We start from the raw sequence: 21211 nt of genomic DNA on the forward strand, positions 1-21211 counted from the left end.
CGCTCGCATCCGCTCGAAACAGGCGGCATTCTCGTGGGAGTTCACACCGGAGGACTTCAATGGATCACGGACATGGTGGAGATCTCAACAAACGCGCGCGGGCGCACGAGTTACCGCATTCCTCGCGGGGCAACACGCTCCGCGGTTCGCGGGTTGCGCGAGCGCGACCCGCGTTTAGGGTACCTGGGCGACTGGCACTCACACCCGATGGACGTGCCCGCGAGCCCAACAGACCGCGCGACACTCGTAGCGACCTCTGCGAAAGCGATGGCGCCAGTAATCCTCTTGGTCGCACGACGCGTTGGAAGTAGCTACTCACACGATGTCCACCTCGCACGAGGCGTCGTCGTTCGGCCCTGTGATGTTTCTCTTGCCGGCGACCTACCAGAGCCTACGAACGAAGGGAAGCCTTGACCATGGCCCAGCCATTCGACCTCTCACGTGCCTACGCCGCCAAGCAGCAGCACATGCTTACCGGACTCGGCATCATGCCGACATTTACGAATCATCCGGGCACCAAGGGTGACTCCACTGAGGCCCGCTGGGTCGAGGTGCTCGCGGAGTTCTTGCCGCGACGATATGGGGTCGGACCAGTCTTTGCAATCGATTCGCAAGGTGGCCAGAGCGATCAGATAGATCTGGCGGTCTACGACCAGCAGTACTCGCCGCTCTTCTTCGATGACAACGGGGTTCGTTTCGTGCCGGTGGAGAGCATCTACGCCGTCTGCGAGATCAAACCCGTGATGAATAAGGCAAACCTGGACTATGCCCGAGACAAGGTGGCCAGTGTCCGAGCGCTACACCGTACGTCAGCTTCGATCAGGCATGCCGGTGGCATTTACCCGCCGCAGGATCCGTCTAGCAAGCCGATCCTTGGGGCATTCCTCAGCACGGATCTGGAGTGGACCAGCATCCGAGGGGACGCGGCACAGGACGCGATCACTGCGAACGATCCAACCGCGCTTGACCTGGGCATATCGGTGCGCGGCGGAGCATTCGATCAGACTGACCAGCTGACGTTTGCGCCGGACGGGCAGGAACTCATCTGGTTCGCAACGCATCTCTTCCGCGCATTGTCCAAGCTTGGAACGGCGCTCGCTATCGATCTCGATGCCTACTACGCGCCGTTAGAAGAACGAGGCGTCCTCGACAGCGATGACCTTCTAGATCAGGTTGAAGAGGACTCGGGGGCGGGCTCCGCTTGAGCGACGTTCCCGCATGCACGCGGATTAGCGCGCTCGAAGATCGGGCGGGGCATCGGGGATCAACTCGTCCACGGAAACGGCGAGTACTTGAGCCATCGCGATCAGCGTACGAAGCGTGGGATTCGCTGGGTTGCCAGGCCTCGACTCGCCCTTCTCATACTTCTGATAGGTGTAGCGGGTGAGCCCGGAGCGGTAGGCGACCTCTTCTTGGCTGAGGCCGGCGCGCTCGCGCACGGAACGAAGCGTGGTCGCGAAGCGCTGGGAGTAGAGGCTCCACTCCTGCTCAGTCGCTTCGTTCCGACGGGTCACATTCTCAGCGTGCTGAAGGTGAAGCCGCGGTATGGCCTAATCGGTATGGCATAATTTGGGAGGCCATACGAAACAATCCTTGCTCTCCGGATTTCCTCCGCTGCTCCTGCACGTGTGCTGCCCTTCTCGACGACAGCCGGTCGCATCTCGGGAGAGGCCCGTGCGTGCGATCGTGATTGAGATGGTGGCGGTGGGACCCGATCCCAACCCGATCTGGTGGAGAGGAATCGGCTCGCCGGCTCCTGCATCTTGGGTGTACGTCTTCGAGGACTTCACCGGCGACGACACGGCGGAGTCGTGGGCTCTCGCCGCGGCGGTCTTCGTCGCTCAGACCCGTCGACGGACGGGACTGAGTCCGACATTCGCGGAGCTGTTCGCTCACCTCCTACCGGACACGTGCGGGCTACCGGCTCCCTTTCCGCCAGGCCTGGAGTTCATGGAGCGGCGTCGTGCCATCTCGGGGTTTCGTGGGCATGTGGCGATCGAGTGGCGGCGTCGCAACATGATCGCGTGGGATTCCGGAGTGACGCGAAGCCTGCGTGTGGGGCGAGCGTTCAGAGAGCTCTCTCGCGCGAGGAACAAGAGTGGCAGGGGGCGTGAAGATCGCGATGTCTGACGCCAACAGCAGACTCGACGTCGATGTGGTTAAAGGGCAGGTCACGCTAGGGAGGCCCGCATGAACGACGAGTATCCGCCGAGCATCCGGAAGATTGTCGCGCGCATCGATGCGGGTTGGCCGCCCATCGTGGACGTCAACCCTGGCTGGTACACACTCCTGGAACGCCTTGATGCCGCGCTCGTGGAGATCGCACCCGATTACCGTGTGCAACAGGTCAAGTCGAAGTTCGGCTCGCTGAGTTACTCCGCGAGTCCGTCAGACGACCCGTACGACTACAACGAGGCGTTCATCGAAGCGATCCGAGCTGCGGAGTGGGCCAGCATCGAGGTGTGCGAGCTCTGCGGCGCTTCGGCCAAGCAGTACGTGATTCGCATGTGGGTCTGGACGGTGTGCGACGAACACGCGGACGCGCTGAGGTCCGTGTCGCACTAACCGCTGTTGCGCTACGCGTACTGGCGGGCGGCGTCCCACCAGGGGTTCTCGTTGATGACATACGGCCGGGTGCGTTCCCCAGGGGCCGTTCCGACGAAGGTGATGAAATCGGCGTCTCGGAGCTTCTTCATGAGGGAGGTCACGATGCTGTTCGGAAGTCCCGTTCGCTCGACCAGCAGTTTCGCTGAGAACTCGCCGTCGATGCGCACGATCGACACAACCAGATCGAACATGTGACTGTTCCCGAAGAACAGTTTGGACTGATCTGTCGATAGAAGTGCGGTGGCGGTCATATAGCGAGTTTCCCACACGTGCCGGACATCGCTCTGGTCGTCACTGCATAGTTCATTTGAGCTGTACCAATATCGGGCTATCATCAAGCTGGGCGCTAATGAATGTCATGTTCATCAGGCCATTAAGTGCGAATCGCGAGTCGCTTTTCATGGTTTGTTGTCAATATTCGCAGCCTGCTGAATACTGACGAAGATTCGGTGCGATACGACGCTCCGTACATACACCCGCTGCTCGCATCGTGGATCGTATGACACGTTCCCGACTCCGCGATACGCGATCCAGAGAGCACGAAGCACGACACCGCCGGTGGTGCCGCCGATGATCGCAGAGACAGTGATCCGAGTCCGCCGCCAGTCGGGCGAGGAGATGGCGGTTCCCCTATCCGAGGTTGGAGCCAGACATCTCATCGACGCCCGTCCCTGGCGCACGTTCCGTTGGTACCGAGGGCAGCGTCATCTTCCGGGAACCTACTGGTCTGCGCGGATGGAGGCGCCAGTCGGCTACGAGTCGCGGCTCGAGCTCGCCAACCTCATCCTGATGGATTTCGACTCCGACGTTCTGTCGATTGTGTCGCAACCGTTTCTCGTCGAGGGATGGGATGGGAAGCGGATTCGCCGTCACGTGCCTGACTACCTGCTCCGTCTCCGGGACGGCGGCATCCGCGTGATCGATGTCAAGCCCACGCATCGACTTGACGTTCCGAAGGTCCGCGATTCTCTCGGATGGACGAGACGCCTGATGGCGGTCCCCGGCTGGGAGTACGAGATCTGCTCTGAGCCAGACCCCACACTCAGCACAAACGTGCGATTCCTCAGCGGATTTCGTTGGAGCGACCGGTTCGAAGAGGCCGAGGTCGAGAGCGCGCGAACTGCCGTGAACGCGCCCACGACGTTCGCTTCGGCTGTGGGACAGGTGTCGCTTGCGCTCAACAATCGAGCTCGCGCTCGAGCCGTGGTGCTGCACCTGCTGTGGCGCCGGCTGCTCGCGAGCGATCTCACGCGAACGCTCGATAACGACAGCGAGGTGATCCCGGTATGACCACGTCGCATGTCGTGCGAATCAACGCGCCGATCGCTTTTGATGGCTCGCGCTACGTAGTTACCGAGATTCTCGACAGTGCCGTCGTCCTCCGCGCCGTGAACGGCCACTTCCGGCGAGTGGAGATTGCTGAGCTCCTCCGGCCGCTGTCTGACGGCGGCAGGGCGCGACTTGGCGACATAGACCTACCAGAGGATGCCGGGGAGCCTGGCGTCCTCTGGGCGGATGCCTCCGACAAAGCGCGGGAAGCGGCACGGGATCGTGCTGCCCACATTCGCGAGGCCCTGACCGGATATCGCTCGGGTGACTCCTCCACAGCACTCGCGAGCGAACCCAAGGTCGAGTTTGCACCCGACAAGAGCAGGGGAAGCCGCGTGACAGCGAAGGCGGCCGAGCTCGGGGTGAGCCAGCGCACATTGGAGCGATGGATCGGCGAGTATCGCTCTTCCGGCGAGTTCGGTTTGGTCGACGGACGGCAGAAGACTCCTGATGGACCGGCGCCCAGCATCGATGCACGGTGGTTGTCGATGGCGAAGGTCGTACTCGACGAGCAGATCAACGAGCCCAAGGTCACTAAGAGGATCGTGCTGAGCCGGATCGAAGCACGGCTCGCGAAGGTCCATGGGGTGGGTGAGGTTCCAGTTCCGGGTCAGAGTACTGCGTACAAGGCGTTGGCGGCGCTCGATCGTGGTCGCAGCACGTTCGAGGGCTCGACGAAGCGCAAACGCTCCAACGCAAACAGACCCCAGGGAGCGTACGGAGAGATCCGCGCCACGCATCCGGGCGAGTACGTGCTGATGGACACGACTCCGCTGAACGTGTTCGCGTTGTCGCCGGTAACCGAAAAGTGGGTGTCGGTCGACTTGACCTTCGCGATGGACCTCTACTCGAGATGCGTGCTTGGCATGCGGCTCTCGCCGGGGTCGACAAAGTCGGTCGACGTCGCCGGCGTGCTGGTCGAATCGCTGTATCCATTCGAGCCATCGCAGGATGACATGAACAAGGGGCGGTGGCCGTACCACGGCGTACCGAAGACACTGATTGTCGACCCCGATCGTGTCATCGTCGCAGGGCGATTCATGCCGCCGCCGACGATCCCACAGTGTCTCGTCACCGACCACGGGAGCGCCTACGTGTCTGAGCACGTCACGAGCGCGTGCGCCCGTCTTGGGATCTCGATCCAACCGGCACGTGTCTACACGCCCACTGACAAGGGCCCGGTCGAGCGTTTCTTTCGAACCCTCGATTCGCTGCTCCAAGAACTTCCCGGATATAAGGGCGCCGACGTCGCCTCCCGTGGCCAGGACCCGGAGTCCGAGGCCGTCTATACACTTCCTCAGCTCGAACAGATCATCCGTGAGTGGGTGGCAACCGTGTATCACGTGCGCCCGCACGCCGCTCTCGCGGACCCGGGGATGTTCGGCGTGAAGATGAGTCCGGCAGAGCGCTACTCGCAGGGGCTGGCAGTGACGGGCGAGCTTCGGATTCCGCGGAACCGCAACTATCTCCTCGAACTACTACCAGTGGCGAAGAGGCAGTTCAATCACTACGGCGTTGAGCTCAACGGCATCCGCTATCGCGGTGAGATCGTCGCGAAGTACCGGAATCGCACTCGCGGCAGCGATGGGGATGTGCTCTGGCCCTTCTCGTATGACCCGGATGACGTGCGCCGGATCTACTTCCGTGATCCCGATGACGGTACCTGGCACGCGCTGCGCTGGCAGCTGAAGGGGGCGCAGTCGGTGCCGTTCAGTTCCGAGGCGCTTGAGCATGCGAAGCGTCTCGCGCTCGAGATCGCGGATGGCAAGAGACCTGACGTCGATGCGGCCGCTGCGAAGCTGCTGGCCGACTGGGGTGCCGGCCGAGATCTCACGCCGACTGAGCGTCGCGTGAGCGCACGTCTGGCATCACAGTTGGCGGAGAACCACAGAGGGGATGAGGGCGCATGGTCATTGCGGACGGTTCAGCGGATGCTCGGCACCGCGGTCGGCGAGTGGCCAGACGACGAACCAGAAGCGCCCGCGCCAGCCATACCGCAGGGCGGAGACGATGACGACGATGACGATCTCTTCGCCGCTTTCGTGTTCGGTGACGATGAGCTCATGGAGATGATGTGACCAGCGCGCAACCGCTCCGAGGGAGCTTCTCGACGTACGAGAGTTGGAGCCAGTTCACCGATCGGGAAGCTCGGACGATTCCTGACCGACTCACGACGCCGCAGCTCGTTGGCCTGAGCGACAGCGCTCGCGCCGACTACAACCGGCGTCGTCGAGAATGGCACGCCAACATCGTCTTGCGGTCCGAACAGGTCGACCGCCTCCACCAGGATCTGCTGGACATTGTGGACAGCAACCAACAGGACTCGGACCGGGTCAAGAGTGCCGCGGCGATTGACGCACCTCCAACGATGGGTAAGACGACCGCGCTGCGCATGTTCGGGCGTGACTTTCACCGCCGGCGAGTCGCGGAAGCGGGCGAGTACCTCGACCCGGATACGCAGACGACGAAACACATTCCCGTTTGCCACGTCACCCTGGCCGGCAAGCCGACGATCAAGGCGTTGCATCAGATGCTCTTGGGCTTCTACGCTCACCCGAGCGTTCGGAGCGAGCTCCGGCAGTCGTTGACTCTGTCACGTGATCTCGCCCGTGCCGCGGCCGACTGCATCGCCAGGCACGATACGCGGCTCGTCATCATCGACGACCTTCACTTCCTCAACATGAGGACCAACGACAGCGTCCAAGTTGCGAACCAACTCAAGTGGCTCGCTAACGAGTATGACGCCACTTTCGTCTTCGCTGGAGTCGCGTTACGAGAGAGCGGACTTCTCAAGGAGGGGCGCACAGGGGAGGATACGGCGCTCGCGCAGACATTCCGCCGCTGGACGGTACTTGGCATGAACAGCTTCTCGCTGCAGACCCAGGCCGACAAACGCGAGTGGGCGAGGTTGATGGGCTCCTTGGACAAAGCGGTCGTGCTCGCAAACGGTCACGATCGGATGATCCAGGAACTGGCGACGTACATCTTCGTCCGCACAGGCGGCAACATCGGTTCGCTCATGGATCTGATCCGCCGCGGAACGACCAGGGCGATCCGCACCGGTCACGAGAAGCTCGATCGCGCGCTGCTCGACACCATCCGGCTGGATGAGGGTGCCGAGTCCGGGCGTGCCGACCGTGAGAAGAAGTTCGATCGAAAGCTGAAGCGTGAACTGGACGACGGATCAACGGAAGAAGCTGCGTGATGACGGCGGAATTGCGCCGACTCCCGTTCGTCGTACGACCGCTCCCTGACGAGCCGTTCGGGTCCTGGTTCGAGACGATGGCGGCAACGCTGCGGACGACGTGCGGAGATCTCGCCCGCGCGCTCGGTCTGCGTGTGCTGGCGCAAGGCCCGTTGGGAAGCACCTCGTGGTCCGTGCAGCTTGATGACCAGCAGCTGGCCAACCTGGAACGGACCACAGGACTGACGCGTGAGGTCTTGCGCGCCACTACTCGCGAAGGCTTTGCGGCCAACGCCGTCCAGTTCGACCGGCGTGGGGCGATATCGCTCTTCAGCCCGATCAGCGGGGCATCCGGGCGGTACTGCCCAGACTGCTTGCGCGACTCGAACGGTCGTTGGCGACTGACGTGGCAGTTTCCGTTCGGGTTCGCGTGTGTGCGCCATCATCGGCTCCTCAACGACGTGTGCGCGGCGTGCCGAAAGTCTCCCCACCGGACGGCACTTCCGCACCGTCTCGTGCCGACACCAGGCGCGTGCCGCAATCCGATAGGGCGCTTCGACAACGGACGGGTGAGATCCTGCGGCGCTGATCTTCGTGATGATCACTCTGATGCGATGGATGCCGGCGCTGACGTGCTCGATGCGCAGCGACTCATCATGCGCGCACTGTCGAAGCCCCGTACTGCTGATGGAATCTGGTCCTCGGGTCCACAGCCGGCGAGTCGTGTGCTCGGGGACCTTGGCCTCCTCGCCGGTTTCGCTCGTCGCGACCTGGAGGAACGGGGTCCAGACGAAAGTCGGACATCATTGGGCGGCGCCGGTCCGATTCATCGCGCGTCCGCTTATGCCGTCGCATGTCGGGCGGTGCATGACAGTGCCCTGCTCAATGAACTGCTCCGCGACAACGTCAACGTCAACACCTCGTACGACGGGCTATCGCCGCAGATGCAGACCTTGATCGCATCTACCCGAGGTACGAAACGTCGAGCCACGTTCGTCCTTCAGACGGCTTTCGATGGTGGCGACGCGGCAGCTCGCGCAGCCAAGATTCCCGCGCTTCTCTGGCCGGAGTGGACCGCGCGCCTTGCGCCTCGACGTGTTGATCGCAGGATTGCAGCGGCGGCCCTGTCTGCCGCGGTCGTCCTGGCAGGAAGCAGACTCACGCACGCCGCGAGCCTGGGCCTGCTTGATCGGGACGCACCGAGTCGCCGAGTCACCAACGTGATGCGTTCGCTCGGCAGGAGCGGTGCGGAGTCTGAAACTCTGCCGACGCTTCTGCAGCTTGCTCGGTTCCTGGATGCGGTCGATACGCCTATTGACTATGCCCGACGACGCTCGCTCGACTACACGGAGCTGCTGCAGCCAGAGGAGTGGGAGAGGATCGCCATCGCGCAGAACGTGCATTCCGGCTTCCCGCGCAGAGCAGTACTCGCTCGTGCATACGTGCATACGTGCATCGTCTGCTGAGCGGTGATCGAGTCCAACGCCTTCCGCCGCTTGACACTGCGACGGAACCCGTCACCGACTCGGAGGTCGACGGATTCACACGGAACGCGCCCTTTCGGGTGCTTTCCGCTCTTAAAGACGTCGGGGCGTCGCATCTGGACCGCCTCGGCATCGAGGAGCCGGTGTCGTGGCATCCGAGCCCGAGCGCGCTTGGCTTAGAACCGTTCAAACCCGATCGAGCAGGTGACCGCGAATGGGTCGCGCGGCGTCCGGTGCGCGGTGCGAGTGGCGGTCCCGAGGACATCGCGATCACCACGGCACACGACGAGGGCCTTTCAATACGTGCCACCGCGGTCAAGCTCGGTCTCTCGCGTCAAACGGTCGCTCGGACTCGAGGCGCGCGCGGTATCCCCTCGGGACCCGGTCGCCAGCCGCGATTCCACGTAGACATCGAGTGGCTACGCGAGCAGTACGAGACGGAACGACGGACCGCGGCGAGCATTGCTCGCGAGCTCGGCTGCAGTCCGACGACGATCCGGAGGCATCTCTGCGTGGCGGGCATCACGCGGATTGCGACGTAGCTCGCAACATTGCGGAGTGGACATCAGGAATCGCTGAGCATGGATCAGGACCGGTGCGCGGCGAGCTACGGGCTGGCCCCGGCCGCGGCAGTTAGGCCGCGCGATCCGCAGCCGGGAACCTCGAGTGGATCGGGACGGCCCGCTTCCTGCGGCCTCGGACGGAGCGCACGGTCTTGCGACGCACGCGAACTCTCTCAGCGGTCCGACGCGTCCGCCGCAGGGAGCCATGGATCTATGCTGTCGGTGTTCACGACGTCGACGATTGCCTGCGCGACTGCATCTGCATCCTCGTGCTCCCAGAAGCGAAGCACAGTCCAACCCGCTTCGTGCAAGAGCGTGGTTGTCTCGCGATCGCGTTGAACGTTTTGCCGGAGCTTTGGCACCCAGTAGTCGGCATTCCGCTTGGGCAGGGTCGCGTGCTGGGGGCATCCGTGCCAGAAACATCCGTCGATGAAGACCGCAATCCTCAGCTTCGTAAACACGATGTCGGCTCTCCGCCGTCCGCCGATGGGTGCGAAGTCAACTCGGTAGCGTAATCCCATGGCATGAATGCGGCGCCGTACGGCAACCTCAGGTGACGTATCGCGCCCACGGTTCGCGAGCATCGATCGCCGTGACCCCTCGCTGCTTGCCCAGGACATGGAGGCACAGTAGCCGCTCAGCCGACGAAAGTCCGTGGGTGCCGCTACTTTGAGGGGAGACGGATCGAGAGAGCGATTGGTACGGAGGATGTCGAAGACGACCGAGGCATGGACTCCTGACGCGGAGCTCGTGCGCGAGATCGGCGAGCAGTTCGAGAGTGCGATCGCGGCCTACTCCGCAAAGCCCACACTGATCACTGAGCATGCAAATCATGAAGAGTCCATCCGGACAGGCGGGTACGCGAACCGGACGCTCCTGGAGCTCGTTCAGAACGCCGCCGATGCCATGGCTGGCGGTGCCCAGGATCTCGGGCCCGGACGGGTGGAGATCGTGCTGGACCCCACGACGAACGTTCTGTACTGCGCGAACTCCGGCCGGCCCTTCTCCAAAAACGGTCTCATCGCCATCACCCACGCTCATCTCAGCGGCAAGCGAGGAGATGAGATCGGTCGGTTCGGACTTGGATTCAAGTCTGTGCTGGCAGTCACCGACTCACCACAGGTTCTGAGCCGTTCAGTGTCGTTCGAGTTCAACTCCGCCAAGGCGCAGTCAGCGATCAAGGGGATCGGCTCCGCCGACCGGCGGCTACCCGCGCTCCGTACGGCCACACTGCTCGACGCGGATCGGCTCTTCGACGAGGACCCGATCGCCAGGAATCTCGCTGAATGGGCGAGCACCATAGTCCGTCTGCCGGGTGTGCACGACACTGCGAGAATCCGTCGAGAGATGGAGACATTCACGTCCGAATTCCTTCTGTTCGTCAGCGCAGTGCGGGAGGTCAGGCTCACTGTCCTCGGAGACCGAGGGTTTGCGACAAGCCACGTGTCGAAGGACCTCGGGAACGGCCGGTACAAGATCGAGCGTCCTGACTCGACGGGTGACGAATGGCTCGTCAACGAGCGGATGCACGCTCCGAGCCCGGCGGCTCGACGCGAGGTCGGCGAAGCGGTCTCCCGCAACGAGATCAAGGTCAGCATCGCGATACCCGTCAAGCCCCGCCGAGCCAACCCCGAGGCCGGGGACGCTGGCACGCAGATCGGCCAGTTCTGGAGCTACTTCCCTCTGCAGGATCGGACATCGGCCACCGCGTTTTTCAACGCCCCGTGGAGTGTGAACGACGACCGCACAACTCTGCTCCGGAACGGATACAACCGCGAGGTGCTGGCGACGCTCGCTGAAATGTTCGTCGAAATCCTCCCGAACGTCAGCACGGCCGAAGACCCGGCTGCGCAACTCGATTACCTCCCGGCACGTGGGCGCGAAGCGACCTTTTTCGGCGACGAGGTACTGTGTGCGCTGGTGCCGCCGATCGCCGCAGTCTCTAAGCTGATTCCAGACGCGTATGGCGAACTTAAGGCGCCGGCAGACCTCGTGCCGCTGGATTTGACATGCGAATGGAAGGGTCTGTCTGCGCCGCTGAGAGATGACTCCAACAACGGATACCGTGCCTGGACGGAGTCGCCCAACACATCGTCGAACGTTCCGCACTGGAAGTGCTACGCCTCGACACAGCGCTTTACCCGGCTCCGCCAGCTCTTCGCCGTGAGCGTCGATCCGGGGAAGTTCGATGAGGACGGGCGCGACATGAAACGCGCGCTGGAGTTCGTGCCGAAGCGCGGTATTCAGTCCTGGCTCCGGGAGTGGGCCGAGGGCCAGGATGTCGAGTCCGCGGCGAACGCCCTCAAGGTCGTCATGGCGAATCGCGGTGCAGAAGAGGCGGAGAAGGCTCGAGTCATCCCGACCACGAACGGGCTCCGTGCGTTCGCGGATCGCTCACTGGTGTTCCTTTCGAAGGCGGACGACCTCGACATCGAAGGTGCGGTGTTCGTCGTGCCGGAGTTCCTGGAGTACCCGGAGATGGAGAAGATGCTCCGTTCCGCAGGATTCCGAGATCTGGACCCCGTCGCGATCCTCACTGCTCGGCTGGCCAAACTGACGACGGGTGCTACTCCGGAGTTGCAGGAGAAGTTCTGGGATGCGGCTCTCGGAGTGAGTGCCAGGGATGCCCTCTCCGCGGTTCGGGCAAATCCGACCGCGCAGGTCCTCGTTCCGACGCGCGACGGAGGCTGGCTCTGGCCGCAGCAGGTCCTCGACATCGACGGCGAGCTACCCTCGGCCGACGGAGGTCTCCTGCTCGATCGGCAGCGATGCGTCCCCGCCCTCGCCCACGACTTAGGCGTCGTCAACGCACCAGTCCGCGACTACTCGTTCGAAGACGAGTCCGCAGCCGACGACTACCGGGACTGGGTGATCGCAGACCTCAACAGCAGGCTGACGCCGGGAGACCGCCCGATCGAGCGGATCACCCTCTACCCGAGTCAGGGCCACTCGGCGGGACCGTTCTCGGCCCTGTTTCTACTCCAGGAGGCAGAGGCCTCGGAACAGTTGCGCGAGGCATGGACGAGGGGGCTCCTCGAGTTCGGGGATGCGCCGTGGGACTGTGAGGACACGGCGACGGGAGTCTCATACCGCGTGAAGTCGCCTGTCCGCTGGGCCGCCGAGCGTGCAGGCCTGCTCCGAACCTCGCGCGGGTTCAGACCGATCACTGATGTCGTTGCGCCGTCGCTGGTGGAGTATCGCGATCTGCTGCCCCTCTACGATGGGCCCCGGAGCGTCGTCGATACGCTTCGTCTGCCGCAGGAGCTCGGGGTGATCCCGGCAGCGGTCCTTCGTGATGCGCTTGCCGTCGAGCTGCTTCCCCCGGGATTCGACGATGCACTGCTCGTCCGGTTCATACTCGACGTCGTTCCGCTCGCCTATCCGGAGGGGCGGCCGCCTCGTGTCCCCGCGCGGGTGGGGCGTGTGCTCGAGTCGCGCCCTTCGGGCACGATATACGTGGCAGTCGACGACGAGCAGCGCGACTATCTCGCCCAGCACCAGAGGCCGTACCTGAAAACGTCCGAGTCACAAGCGGAACGGCTTGCGACGGAAGTCGGGTGCAAGCGCTTCGAAGACAGCTTCGCATTCTCGATCCGCATCGACGGTCAGCAGGATGCGGAGCGACTGCTCGACGTGTTCACCGGTCTCCGCGGCTGGCCGAGCGGGGACGACTTGAGCAGCGCGACTTTGGCGAGGGCCGAGTCGGTCGCGAAGTGGGTGACCACAGAGGACGGCGTCGAGACCCAGTCGCTCGACTCATACCGCGACGGGGTAAGCCTTGTGGTCGTCACGGCCTTCGATGAGAAGGCGACTCTGCGTGCAGCCAATGAGGCGTTCGATTTGGGCCTTAACAATGCCGATATCGATCGTGTGCTGAAGGTCGGACTCGATCACCATCTGGAGCTGATCCGACAGGATGCGCTGGCAGCGTCGACCGACATCGCGCGTCTCGAGGTGTACTTCGGCGAGGACGATCTGCGGGAGAAGCTTCCGAGAGGGCTATGGCAGGGCCTGGAGGCTCAGGGCCTGGTATCGAAGAAGACCTCGGTCGCCGAACTGTGCTTGTCGGTGTACGGCAAGGACACGATCCGCGAGCTCGCCGATCTGTTTCGTCGAGAGGGCTTCCCGGATGTCCCCACGCAATGGGCGGGCGGAGCCGCGACGATCAGCTGGCTCAGGAAGATGGGCTTCGCCTCGGAGTTCGCTGGCCAGCGCACGCAGCGACAGGACGCAGAGTTCGTCGTGCCCGGGGCGACGATCCTGCCGCCCCTCCACGACTATCAAGTGCGCATCAGCGCAGACCTTCGATCGACGCTCCTCGAGGTCGGTGAAGCGGCCCGCCGCGCCAAGGCGATGGTTGAGCTTCCCACCGGTGCTGGCAAGACTCGTGTGGCGACGCAGACGATCCTCCAGCTGTTCATTGACGGGGAGCTCCACGGACCGGTTCTCTGGATCGCACAGTCACAGGAGCTGTGCGAGCAGGCGGTGCAGACGTTCAGCGAGGTCTGGCGAGGGCTCTGCACCGAGCAGCGAGTCGACCTGCCGCTGACCATCGGCCGGCTGTGGGAGAGCAACGATGTCCACGAGCCGGACACCGCTCTCAGCGTGGTTGTCGCCACGGACGCGAAGCTCGAAGTGATCCTCGGCAGCGCCGAGTACGAGTGGCTGAGCAAGGCCGCCGCGGTGTTCGTCGACGAAGGACACGTCGCAGGCACGTCGACACGGTACACACGCATACTCTCGTGGCTCGGCGTCGACGGGCGCAGCTTCGAACGACCGCTCATCGGCCTGTCGGCAACGCCGTTCAAGGGGACCTCTGTACAGGCGACGGATCAGTTGGCCGCTCGCTTCGGACGGAAGAAGCTTGCCGCGTTCGAGGAGAATCCGTATCAGGAGCTTGTGGCGATCGGAGTGCTCGCGAAGGTGAAGCACGACGTGCTTCAAGGCGCGCAGGTCCGACTCTCCGACGATGAAGCGCGCGAGGCGATGCGGACCAATCGCGTGAGCGTTCAGGTGCTCGACCGTGTGGCGGCGGACCACGCCCGCATGGGGGTTCTGGTCGAGAGCATCATGAACCTGGAGGCAGATCGCGGACGTTCGGTTCTCGTGTTCACACCGAACGTCCTGTCTGCGCAGGTGCTCGCTGCGACGTTGCGATACCGCGGCGTCGAAGCCGCGTCAGTCAGCGGTCAGACCGGCCGACAGGAACGGCGTGACGTGATTAAGCGCTTCAAAGACGGCGAGATCCAGGTGCTCGCCAACTGCGACCTTCTGACGCAGGGCTTCGATGCGCCGGGTGTGACGGCGCTCTACATCGCGCGCCCGACGTTCAGTCCGAACGCCTACATCCAGATGGCCGGTCGCGGTCTGCGCGGTCCGAGAAATGGCGGCAAGGACGTGTGCCTTATCGTCGATATGGCCGACAACTTCGGCAGCACCGACATCAACAATCTGCTCGGTTTCCGCGAGTACGAAGAGCTGTGGCAGGAGCAGCAGTCGTGATCCTCAGCCCGGACCTTCGGGACATCGAACTCACCGCGCAGAGCGACGCCGAACGCAAGCTGGCTCGACTCCTCCACGCCGTGCCGAGGGCCGACGCGGTCGCGTTCCACTCGGTCAAGCTTCGGTCCGCTCCGGGGAAGCAGATGGCCGAGGCCGACTTCATCATCCTCTGGAAGGGGGTCGCGATCATCGCTGAGGTGAAGGGCGGTGGTGTGAAGAAGTTCGACGGCGCCTGGTACACCATCGATAGGCACGGTGACAACCACAAGCTGAAGTCGTCGCCCATCGACCAGGCTCGAGATGCGATGTTCGCTCTGAGGGAGATCCTCAAGGAGGACGGGCTGGGTTGGTATCCCTCGGAGGCTATCGCTGTTACGCCGGATATCGATCATCCGCCGACGGACGTCGCATGGAAGACCACGCACTGGCTGGCGAAGGAGTCCATGACGGTCGATGCTTTGACCTCTGCGCTCGACGCGGTGGCCAGTGCGTCAGCGAGCGCTCCGAGAGGCGCGTCCACAGTTCGAGTCGATCAGCTGCGCGAGCGACTCTTCGGAGAGTTCTCGCGCCTGCCAGTCATCGACGCACAGCGTGGCGCCGTGGTTGATGAACAGAACACCGCCACGTCGGAGCAGGCGAGAGTTCTCGCCGGTCTATCGAAGAATCAGCGCATCCTCGTGCTGGGCGGTGCCGGCACCGGGAAGTCGGTCGTTCTTGCAGAGGCGGCGAAACAGGAAGCCGCGGCCGGACGTTCCGTTCTCGTCACGTTCAGGTCGCCTGGCCTCCGAACGTTCTTCGAGCCGCGCTTGGTCGGGCGAGCGATCGAGGTGCGCGAGTTCGGTGCGATCGACCCTTCTTTGCAGTTCGACGTGCTGCTCGTCGACGAGGCGCAGGATCTGATGTACGCCGATGCAATGGATATCTTCGACCGGGTCGTCGTAGGCGGCCGAGGGCAGGGTCGCTGGAGGATGTTCCTCGACCAGAACAACCAGGCTCATGTGGACGGCCGTTTCGATGAGGAGGTCTTCGAGATCGTCCGAGTTGAAGGCATCGAATACGACTTGAGCAAGAATGTGCGCAACACCCGTGCGATCGTCCACCTGGTCCAGGAGTATCTCGGCGCCGATGTCGGCGACCCGGGGATCGTGAATGGTGAGCGGATCCAGTGGGAGACCGTAGCCGAGGGGGAGTCTCGGGCTCGGGCGATCCGCGTCGCGAAGTCCTTCAAGAAGGAGGGCGTGAATGCTTCCGACATCTGGGTCATTCCGGCGGCTGCGGTCGAACCGCTCGATGAGACCGTGGACGGTATCCGGGTTCTCAGCCCCAGGGTCGCCAAGGGGCTCGAAGCGGAGCACGTCCTCGTCTGCGAGCTGCCGACGGAGTACTCGGACTCCGCACTCGCAGCGCTCTATGTCGCGGTGACGCGCGCGCGTGTGACACTCCATGTCTTCTGCACCGATGCCGACCGTCGACGCCTGCAGGCGCTCGTGCGCAGGATGGAGGTGCCTTCGTGACACTCACCCCAGCTCAAGCGCGCGCGCTGGACCATCTCCGTGCTGCCTACGTCGGACCCGAGCAGGGCGAGGACGAAGTGCTCATCGAGAACCGACCCTCGCTGCAGTACGCGGTCGGCATGCTCTTCCCCTCCGATGACGAGGCGGCACCGCTGGGAAGCGTTACTGCAGGAGAGAACGATCCGCAGCAGCTCGTCATGGCCGACGTCGAAGAAGGCGATGTCGAAGAGGACGAAGCGACGAACCCGATCGCCGAGGATTGGCGACCGTCCTCCGCTGCGATCTCCTTCGTCACGGATTCGGAATCCGTGCGCTGCGACTTCTCCGCCGGCACCTATGCGCTGATCGAGGACGACGGCCCGCAGCGATGGCAACGCACCGGTCACGAGTTCCGCAACATCGAGCTCACGCGAGGAAAGACGCAGCTGCGGCAGCTGGACGCCGGCGATGTACCGTTCGAGATCGGCACCCGGTGGCGGCCATACGGGTCCTCGAACTGGCTCGTCACGCTTCATGTCCGACTACGGACGAAGACGACAGGCGAGGATCGAACCGATATCCCGCTCATGCTGTTCCAGGTCGATCTGTCCGCGCGGCCGGTCGATGGCGCCAGCATTCTCGAGTACGACGCGTCGCGTGCGATCGACGTCGACCCGGAGGCCGCTGAACTCCGTCTGAGGTACCGGAGCCGCAAGGTCTTCGCGGTCGGACACGGAATGGCCGCGGACTGGGAGACGGACGAGGGAGGGAACTGCGTTCGTATCAAGCTCGACCCAGTGCCGCACTTCGTCGTGCCGGCGATCGAGCAAGCCGGAGGGGACAAGCTCAACGATCGTGCTCGACCCGCGCTCGACCTGGCGTTCCTCGCAACGATCGGCTTGGAGCCGGCATCAGTGCTGGAGGCACTCGGTTCCTTCGTCGACGCCTTCTCCGAGTGGGTCGCGGATCAGCAGGTGCAGTCTTCAGAGCTCGGCCCGGACGCCGAGTCGATCGCCGGGCGCGCGGGCATCACGGCCGAACGGATGTGGCAGGGAGTCGACCTGCTCGCGAATCCTGAGTCGACCGCGCTCCGGTCAGCGTTCTCACTCGCCATGTCTGCCATGCGCCTCCAGATGCGCCAGGCGGCAATCGGTCGCGGCGAGAAGGATCCGCAGCCGGAGTGGCGTCCGTTCCAGCTCGGCTTCCTGCTGGTGGCGCTGGCATCGACAGTCGACGACACTCACCCTGATCGATCGTTGGTCGACCTGATCTGGTTCCCGACCGGCGGCGGAAAGACCGAAGCGTACCTGGCTCTCGCTGCTGTCGTGATCTTCCTGCGCCGGATCGAGCACGGAGGGGCCGGTGGCGGCACTGCGGTGATCACGCGCTACACTCTGCGACTGCTCACTTCGCAGCAGTTCCAACGCGCCGCCTCGTTGATCTGTGCGATGGAACTGCTTCGTGCGACGGACTCCAGAGCCAAGGGGATGGGGAGATTCTCGATCGGACTCTGGGTCGGGAACGAGGCGACCCCGGGCACCCGCTCCGACGCGAGGTATGCCCTTGACCGGCTCTACAAGGCTCAGCATCCGCAGGATGCGAACGAGTTCCAGATCACGGAGTGCCCTTGGTGCCTGGCCGAATTGGTCCCGGTCAAGAAGGACGACACGCGCCGGCTGTACGGCGCCCGCAAAGTGGGCAACGATGTGGTCTTCCGATGCGTGGACTCTGATTGTGAGTTCTCGCGTCGCGATCTCCCGATGAACGTCGTGGACGAGCTGCTCTACGAGGAGCCGCCGACCTTCCTGCTGGCCACGGTCGATAAGTTCGCCCGTCTTCAATTCAAAGACTCCGCCGGACGGCTCCTCGGCATCGGTACGCCTTACCGGCAGCCGTCGCTCGTCATCCAGGACGAGCTCCACCTGCTGTCCGGCCCGCTCGGTACCACCGTCGCAGTCTTCGATGCTGTTATCCAGCTGCTGCTGAATCGAGCGGGCTCCACGCCGAAGATCGTCGCCTCGACGGCGACGATCCGAGCATCCGGGTCTCAGGTGCGGGGTCTGTACGGCCGACAGGTGGCGCTCTACCCGCCAGCAGGCCTCGACGGCGACACCACGTTCTTCGCCAGTCCGGTGGCCAGTGGCGAGGGCCGGCTGTACGCCGGAATGATGCCGCAGAGCGTCTCGCAGGCCACCGCCCTCGTTGCCGCGGCTTCGCCACTGCTCGAGCTGCCAGGCATCCTGGTCGGCACGGATCGCATCGGAGATCAAGTCGACCCCTATTGGACCTTCGTGATGTATCACAACAGTCTTCGGGAGCTCGGGCGTACGGGGGCGTTGCTCCTGGACGATATCAACGGTCGTCTCGGAACCCGTGCGGATCGGCTTGGGCTCGGACTTAGGACTGTGCGTGCGGACCGGGTGCTCGAGCTCACGAGCCGCCGCGGACCTGAAGAGCTGCCGAAGGACCTGCGCCAGCTCCGCCTCAGCGTGGACGAATCCGGCGAGGCTGTGGACGCGGTGCTGTCCTCGAACATGCTGTCGGTCGGGATCGACGTTCAACGACTCGCTCTGATGCTGATGGTCGGACAGCCGAAGACGACGGCGGAGTACATCCAAGCCACGAGTCGAGTGGGCCGCGGGTCCGTGAACGGCATCGTGGTGACGTTGTTCCGGTCGAACCGAGCTCGTGACCGATCCCATTTTGAGACCTTTCGGGGCTACCACGATGCGTTATACAGAAGCGTCGAGCCGACGAGCGTGACACCCTGGTCCCTCTCCTCTCGAGATCGCTCACTCGCGGGGGCGCTTGTCTCGTTGTTCCGCCACTCACTGCCGGTGCTCGCCGGGGACAGCGACGCCGGTGCATTCGATCTGTCCGACGACCGCTTCCGGAACTCGGTCGTGACGTTGATCGGGCGTTTTCTGAACCTGGTCCGGGAGTCCGAGGAGGAGGAGGAAGTGGATGCGGTCGGCGACCAGGTCTGGAGGCTTCTTCGGGAATGGGATCGAAAGGCCCAGGAAGCCCGCGACGCCGGAGAGCGTCTTCGATACGAGCACCGTCAAGCGGCGGACCGGGCACTGGTGAAGCGCTTCGGACAGACGGGCGATGAATGGCTGGTGGGCGACTCGATGCGCTCCGTCGAGCCGAATGTCGCCGTCGAGGTCCAGGAGCCCGAGCGGGAGGTGCAGCGTGCAGAAGATCCTTCATGATCTCCGTCTGTCGGAGACCGTCTCGCCGTTCGGCGTGGGCGCGATCGTCGACATTCGGGGAGAATCCATCATCGCGCCCGACACATCATGGTGGGATCGGAAGGTCGCACCGGAGATCCACTGCGACCGCCTCGTCGACCAACTCGTGCAGATCGGGCACCCGCGTCCCGTGCTCCGCCAGGCCCCTTCGCATGCCGGCAGAGCGGGGCAGGAGACCGCGAGTCTTCCCTACTGGCGATTCCCGGCGTGGCGCTTCTGCGAGCGATGTCTCAAGCTCTCCAAGCTCACGACGATCGACAAAGGGCGGTTCCGGAACCGGTGCGGATGCGGCGGTGTGCTCGTTCCGATGCGGTACGTCGCCGTCTGCAAGACGGGTAGCCATGTACAGGATGTGCCGTGGTTTATGTGGGCCCATCGTGGGCGCGACAAGGGCATGACCGAGGAGGTCCGCGTCTGCCGCGCGTACAAGGAACTGCGTTTCGTGCGTTCCAATGCGAGCGGCGAAGGTCTCGCATCTCTCCGCGTCGTCTGCGACGGGTGCAAGCGGTCGCGTTCCCTCTCGGACCTCGTAGGTGAAGGTGCGCTCCACCGCGACGGGATCCGGTGTAACGGTCGACAGCCGTGGGAGCCAGAGGACTCGGTGTCCGAGCCCTGCGAAGCGGACCTCGTCGCGGTCCAGCGCGGGGCGACTGGAAACTATATCGCCGACCGCGTCTCCGCGCTCGACATCCCCGAGGAGAAGACGCGGTCGGAAGATCTGATCGCAAAGATCCGGGCTCACGACTACTTCCAGCGCCTCATCGATGACAACGGCGGGCCGAAATCCGAGATGATCGCCGAATGGATCGCGGAGGAGATCGGCGCCGGTACCGACACGGTCTTGTCTGTCGCCGGGGGAGAAGAGCACTCAGCTGACACCGGGATGCATGCGCTCAAGGACGGCGAGTGGGCTGCATTTGTGAAGAAGATCGCTGGTGGCAAAGATCAGGATGTCAGCGACTTCGTCGTCGATGGCTGGTCCGACGAGTCCATCACTTCCGGGCCGTCTGAGCTTCGCGGTGTGATTGCCGGGATCGGGCAGGTACACCGCGTCCGCGAAGTGCGCGCTCTCAAAGGGTTCCGCAGGTACAGCCCGAGCGCCTCCTTCATCAGCGCCGACCTGGGTCAGGATCCGAAACAGCGTCCGGTGTACCCATCGCTGGAGCTCTTCGGCGAGGGAGTTTTTCTACAGTTCGACGAGCTGGCGTTGCAGGCGTGGGAGTCCCGTCCAGACGTGCAAGCCCGTGCGCACATCCTTATGGAACGTCGTGAACAGCTGGAGTGGGCTCGCTCGCGCCTCGACGTCCCGGAACCCCGCTTCATCGCGCTGCACACGATCGCTCATCTGTTGATCCGTCGCCTCGCATTCGCCAGCGGCTACTCGTCGGCGGCCCTGCAGGAACGGGTTTACGCAAGCACTGAACGACCTGATCACACGGCGGGCATTCTCATCTACACCGCGGCCGGCGACGCGCAGGGGACTCTCGGTGGCCTTGTTCGCCTCGGAGCCCCGAACCTGTTGATCCCCCTGCTCATTGCAGCACTGGACGATGGCGACGTTTGTTCGAACGACCCGGTGTGCATCGAGAGCGATCGGCAAGGATCATCCCAGCTGAACCTTTCGGCCTGTCACGGCTGCGCCCTGGTGAGCGAGACCTCCTGCGAGACGGGTAACCGACTCCTGGATCGGCAACTCGTTCTCGGCGGAAGCGAGGTGACGGGGCTGCTTAGTGGTGTGCTCCCCGAGGTGCGGGCCGCCTTGGGAGCAGGTTCATGAGTGCGCCGGCGCGCCGGCGGG

The 21211-nt window shown here is 63.8% G+C and carries 13 protein-coding genes; 10 read left to right on the top strand and 3 right to left on the bottom strand.

Going from position 1 to position 21211, the window contains the following annotated elements:
• The first annotated feature begins 416 nt into the window (after positions 1-416).
• A complete protein-coding gene (locus FFS56_RS15850; RefSeq protein ID WP_127012855.1) occupies positions 417-1205 on the top strand; it encodes a DUF6602 domain-containing protein in 789 nt (262 codons plus the stop codon).
• A 24-nt stretch (positions 1206-1229) separates the two neighbouring features.
• Here FFS56_RS15850 and FFS56_RS15855 read toward each other — a convergent pair whose 3' ends face one another.
• On the bottom strand, positions 1230-1514 hold the full coding sequence (locus FFS56_RS15855; RefSeq protein WP_127012854.1) for a helix-turn-helix transcriptional regulator: 285 nt from the start codon (positions 1512-1514) through the stop codon (positions 1230-1232).
• Positions 1515-2190: 676 nt separating this feature from the next.
• On the opposite strand from FFS56_RS15855, the gene FFS56_RS15860 reads away from it, so the two are divergent.
• A complete protein-coding gene (locus FFS56_RS15860) occupies positions 2191-2565 on the top strand; it encodes a hypothetical protein (protein ID WP_127012853.1) in 375 nt (124 codons plus the stop codon).
• A gap of 11 nt (positions 2566-2576) precedes the next feature.
• On the opposite strand, the gene FFS56_RS15865 is transcribed toward FFS56_RS15860, so the two are convergent.
• Positions 2577-2858, bottom strand: a complete 282-nt coding sequence (locus tag FFS56_RS15865; RefSeq protein ID WP_127012852.1) for a hypothetical protein — start codon at positions 2856-2858, stop codon at positions 2577-2579.
• 367 nt (positions 2859-3225) lie between these two features.
• On the opposite strand from FFS56_RS15865, the gene FFS56_RS15870 reads away from it, so the two are divergent.
• From FFS56_RS15870 to FFS56_RS15885, 4 genes are read left to right on the top strand one after another with little or no spacing between them, the layout of a single operon-like run.
• Positions 3226-3897, top strand: coding sequence for a TnsA-like heteromeric transposase endonuclease subunit (locus FFS56_RS15870; protein WP_233437428.1), 672 nt, complete (start codon positions 3226-3228; stop codon positions 3895-3897).
• Positions 3894-6014, top strand: coding sequence for a DDE-type integrase/transposase/recombinase (locus FFS56_RS15875; RefSeq protein ID WP_127012850.1), 2121 nt, complete (start codon positions 3894-3896; stop codon positions 6012-6014). The genes FFS56_RS15870 and FFS56_RS15875 overlap by 4 nt, the downstream gene beginning before the upstream one ends.
• Positions 6011-7141: an AAA family ATPase gene (locus tag FFS56_RS15880; protein WP_127012849.1), complete on the top strand. Its 1131-nt coding sequence runs from the start codon at positions 6011-6013 to the stop codon at positions 7139-7141. Before FFS56_RS15875 ends, FFS56_RS15880 begins: the two co-directional genes overlap by 4 nt.
• Positions 7141-8586, top strand: coding sequence for a TniQ family protein (locus FFS56_RS15885; protein WP_137772190.1), 1446 nt, complete (start codon positions 7141-7143; stop codon positions 8584-8586). The genes FFS56_RS15880 and FFS56_RS15885 overlap by 1 nt, the downstream gene beginning before the upstream one ends.
• Before the next feature lie 754 nt (positions 8587-9340).
• Here FFS56_RS15885 and FFS56_RS15890 read toward each other — a convergent pair.
• A complete protein-coding gene (locus tag FFS56_RS15890) occupies positions 9341-9787 on the bottom strand; it encodes a very short patch repair endonuclease (protein WP_127012847.1) in 447 nt (148 codons plus the stop codon).
• Between the two features lie 88 nt (positions 9788-9875).
• Between FFS56_RS15890 and FFS56_RS15895 the strand changes: the two genes are divergently transcribed.
• Genes FFS56_RS15895 through FFS56_RS15910 form a run of 4 tightly spaced genes read left to right on the top strand, consistent with a single transcriptional unit; the run spans position 9876 to position 21190 of the window.
• Positions 9876-14669, top strand: coding sequence for a helicase-related protein (locus FFS56_RS15895; protein WP_127012846.1), 4794 nt, complete (start codon positions 9876-9878; stop codon positions 14667-14669).
• On the top strand, positions 14648-16183 hold the full coding sequence (locus tag FFS56_RS15900; RefSeq protein WP_208644283.1) for a nuclease-related domain-containing protein: 1536 nt from the start codon (positions 14648-14650) through the stop codon (positions 16181-16183). The genes FFS56_RS15895 and FFS56_RS15900 overlap by 22 nt, the downstream gene beginning before the upstream one ends.
• A complete protein-coding gene (locus tag FFS56_RS15905; protein ID WP_127012845.1) occupies positions 16180-19374 on the top strand; it encodes a helicase-related protein in 3195 nt (1064 codons plus the stop codon). Before FFS56_RS15900 ends, FFS56_RS15905 begins: the two co-directional genes overlap by 4 nt.
• Entirely contained in the window at positions 19313-21190 is a 1878-nt protein-coding gene (locus tag FFS56_RS15910; protein ID WP_283205802.1) for a DUF1998 domain-containing protein, read from the top strand. Before FFS56_RS15905 ends, FFS56_RS15910 begins: the two co-directional genes overlap by 62 nt.
• The last annotated feature ends 21 nt before the right edge of the window (positions 21191-21211 follow it).

Origin of the sequence: Microbacterium sp. Beta (genome assembly GCF_005502545.1) — a bacterium.
Taxonomy (GTDB): Bacteria; Actinomycetota; Actinomycetes; order Actinomycetales; family Microbacteriaceae; genus Microbacterium; species Microbacterium oxydans.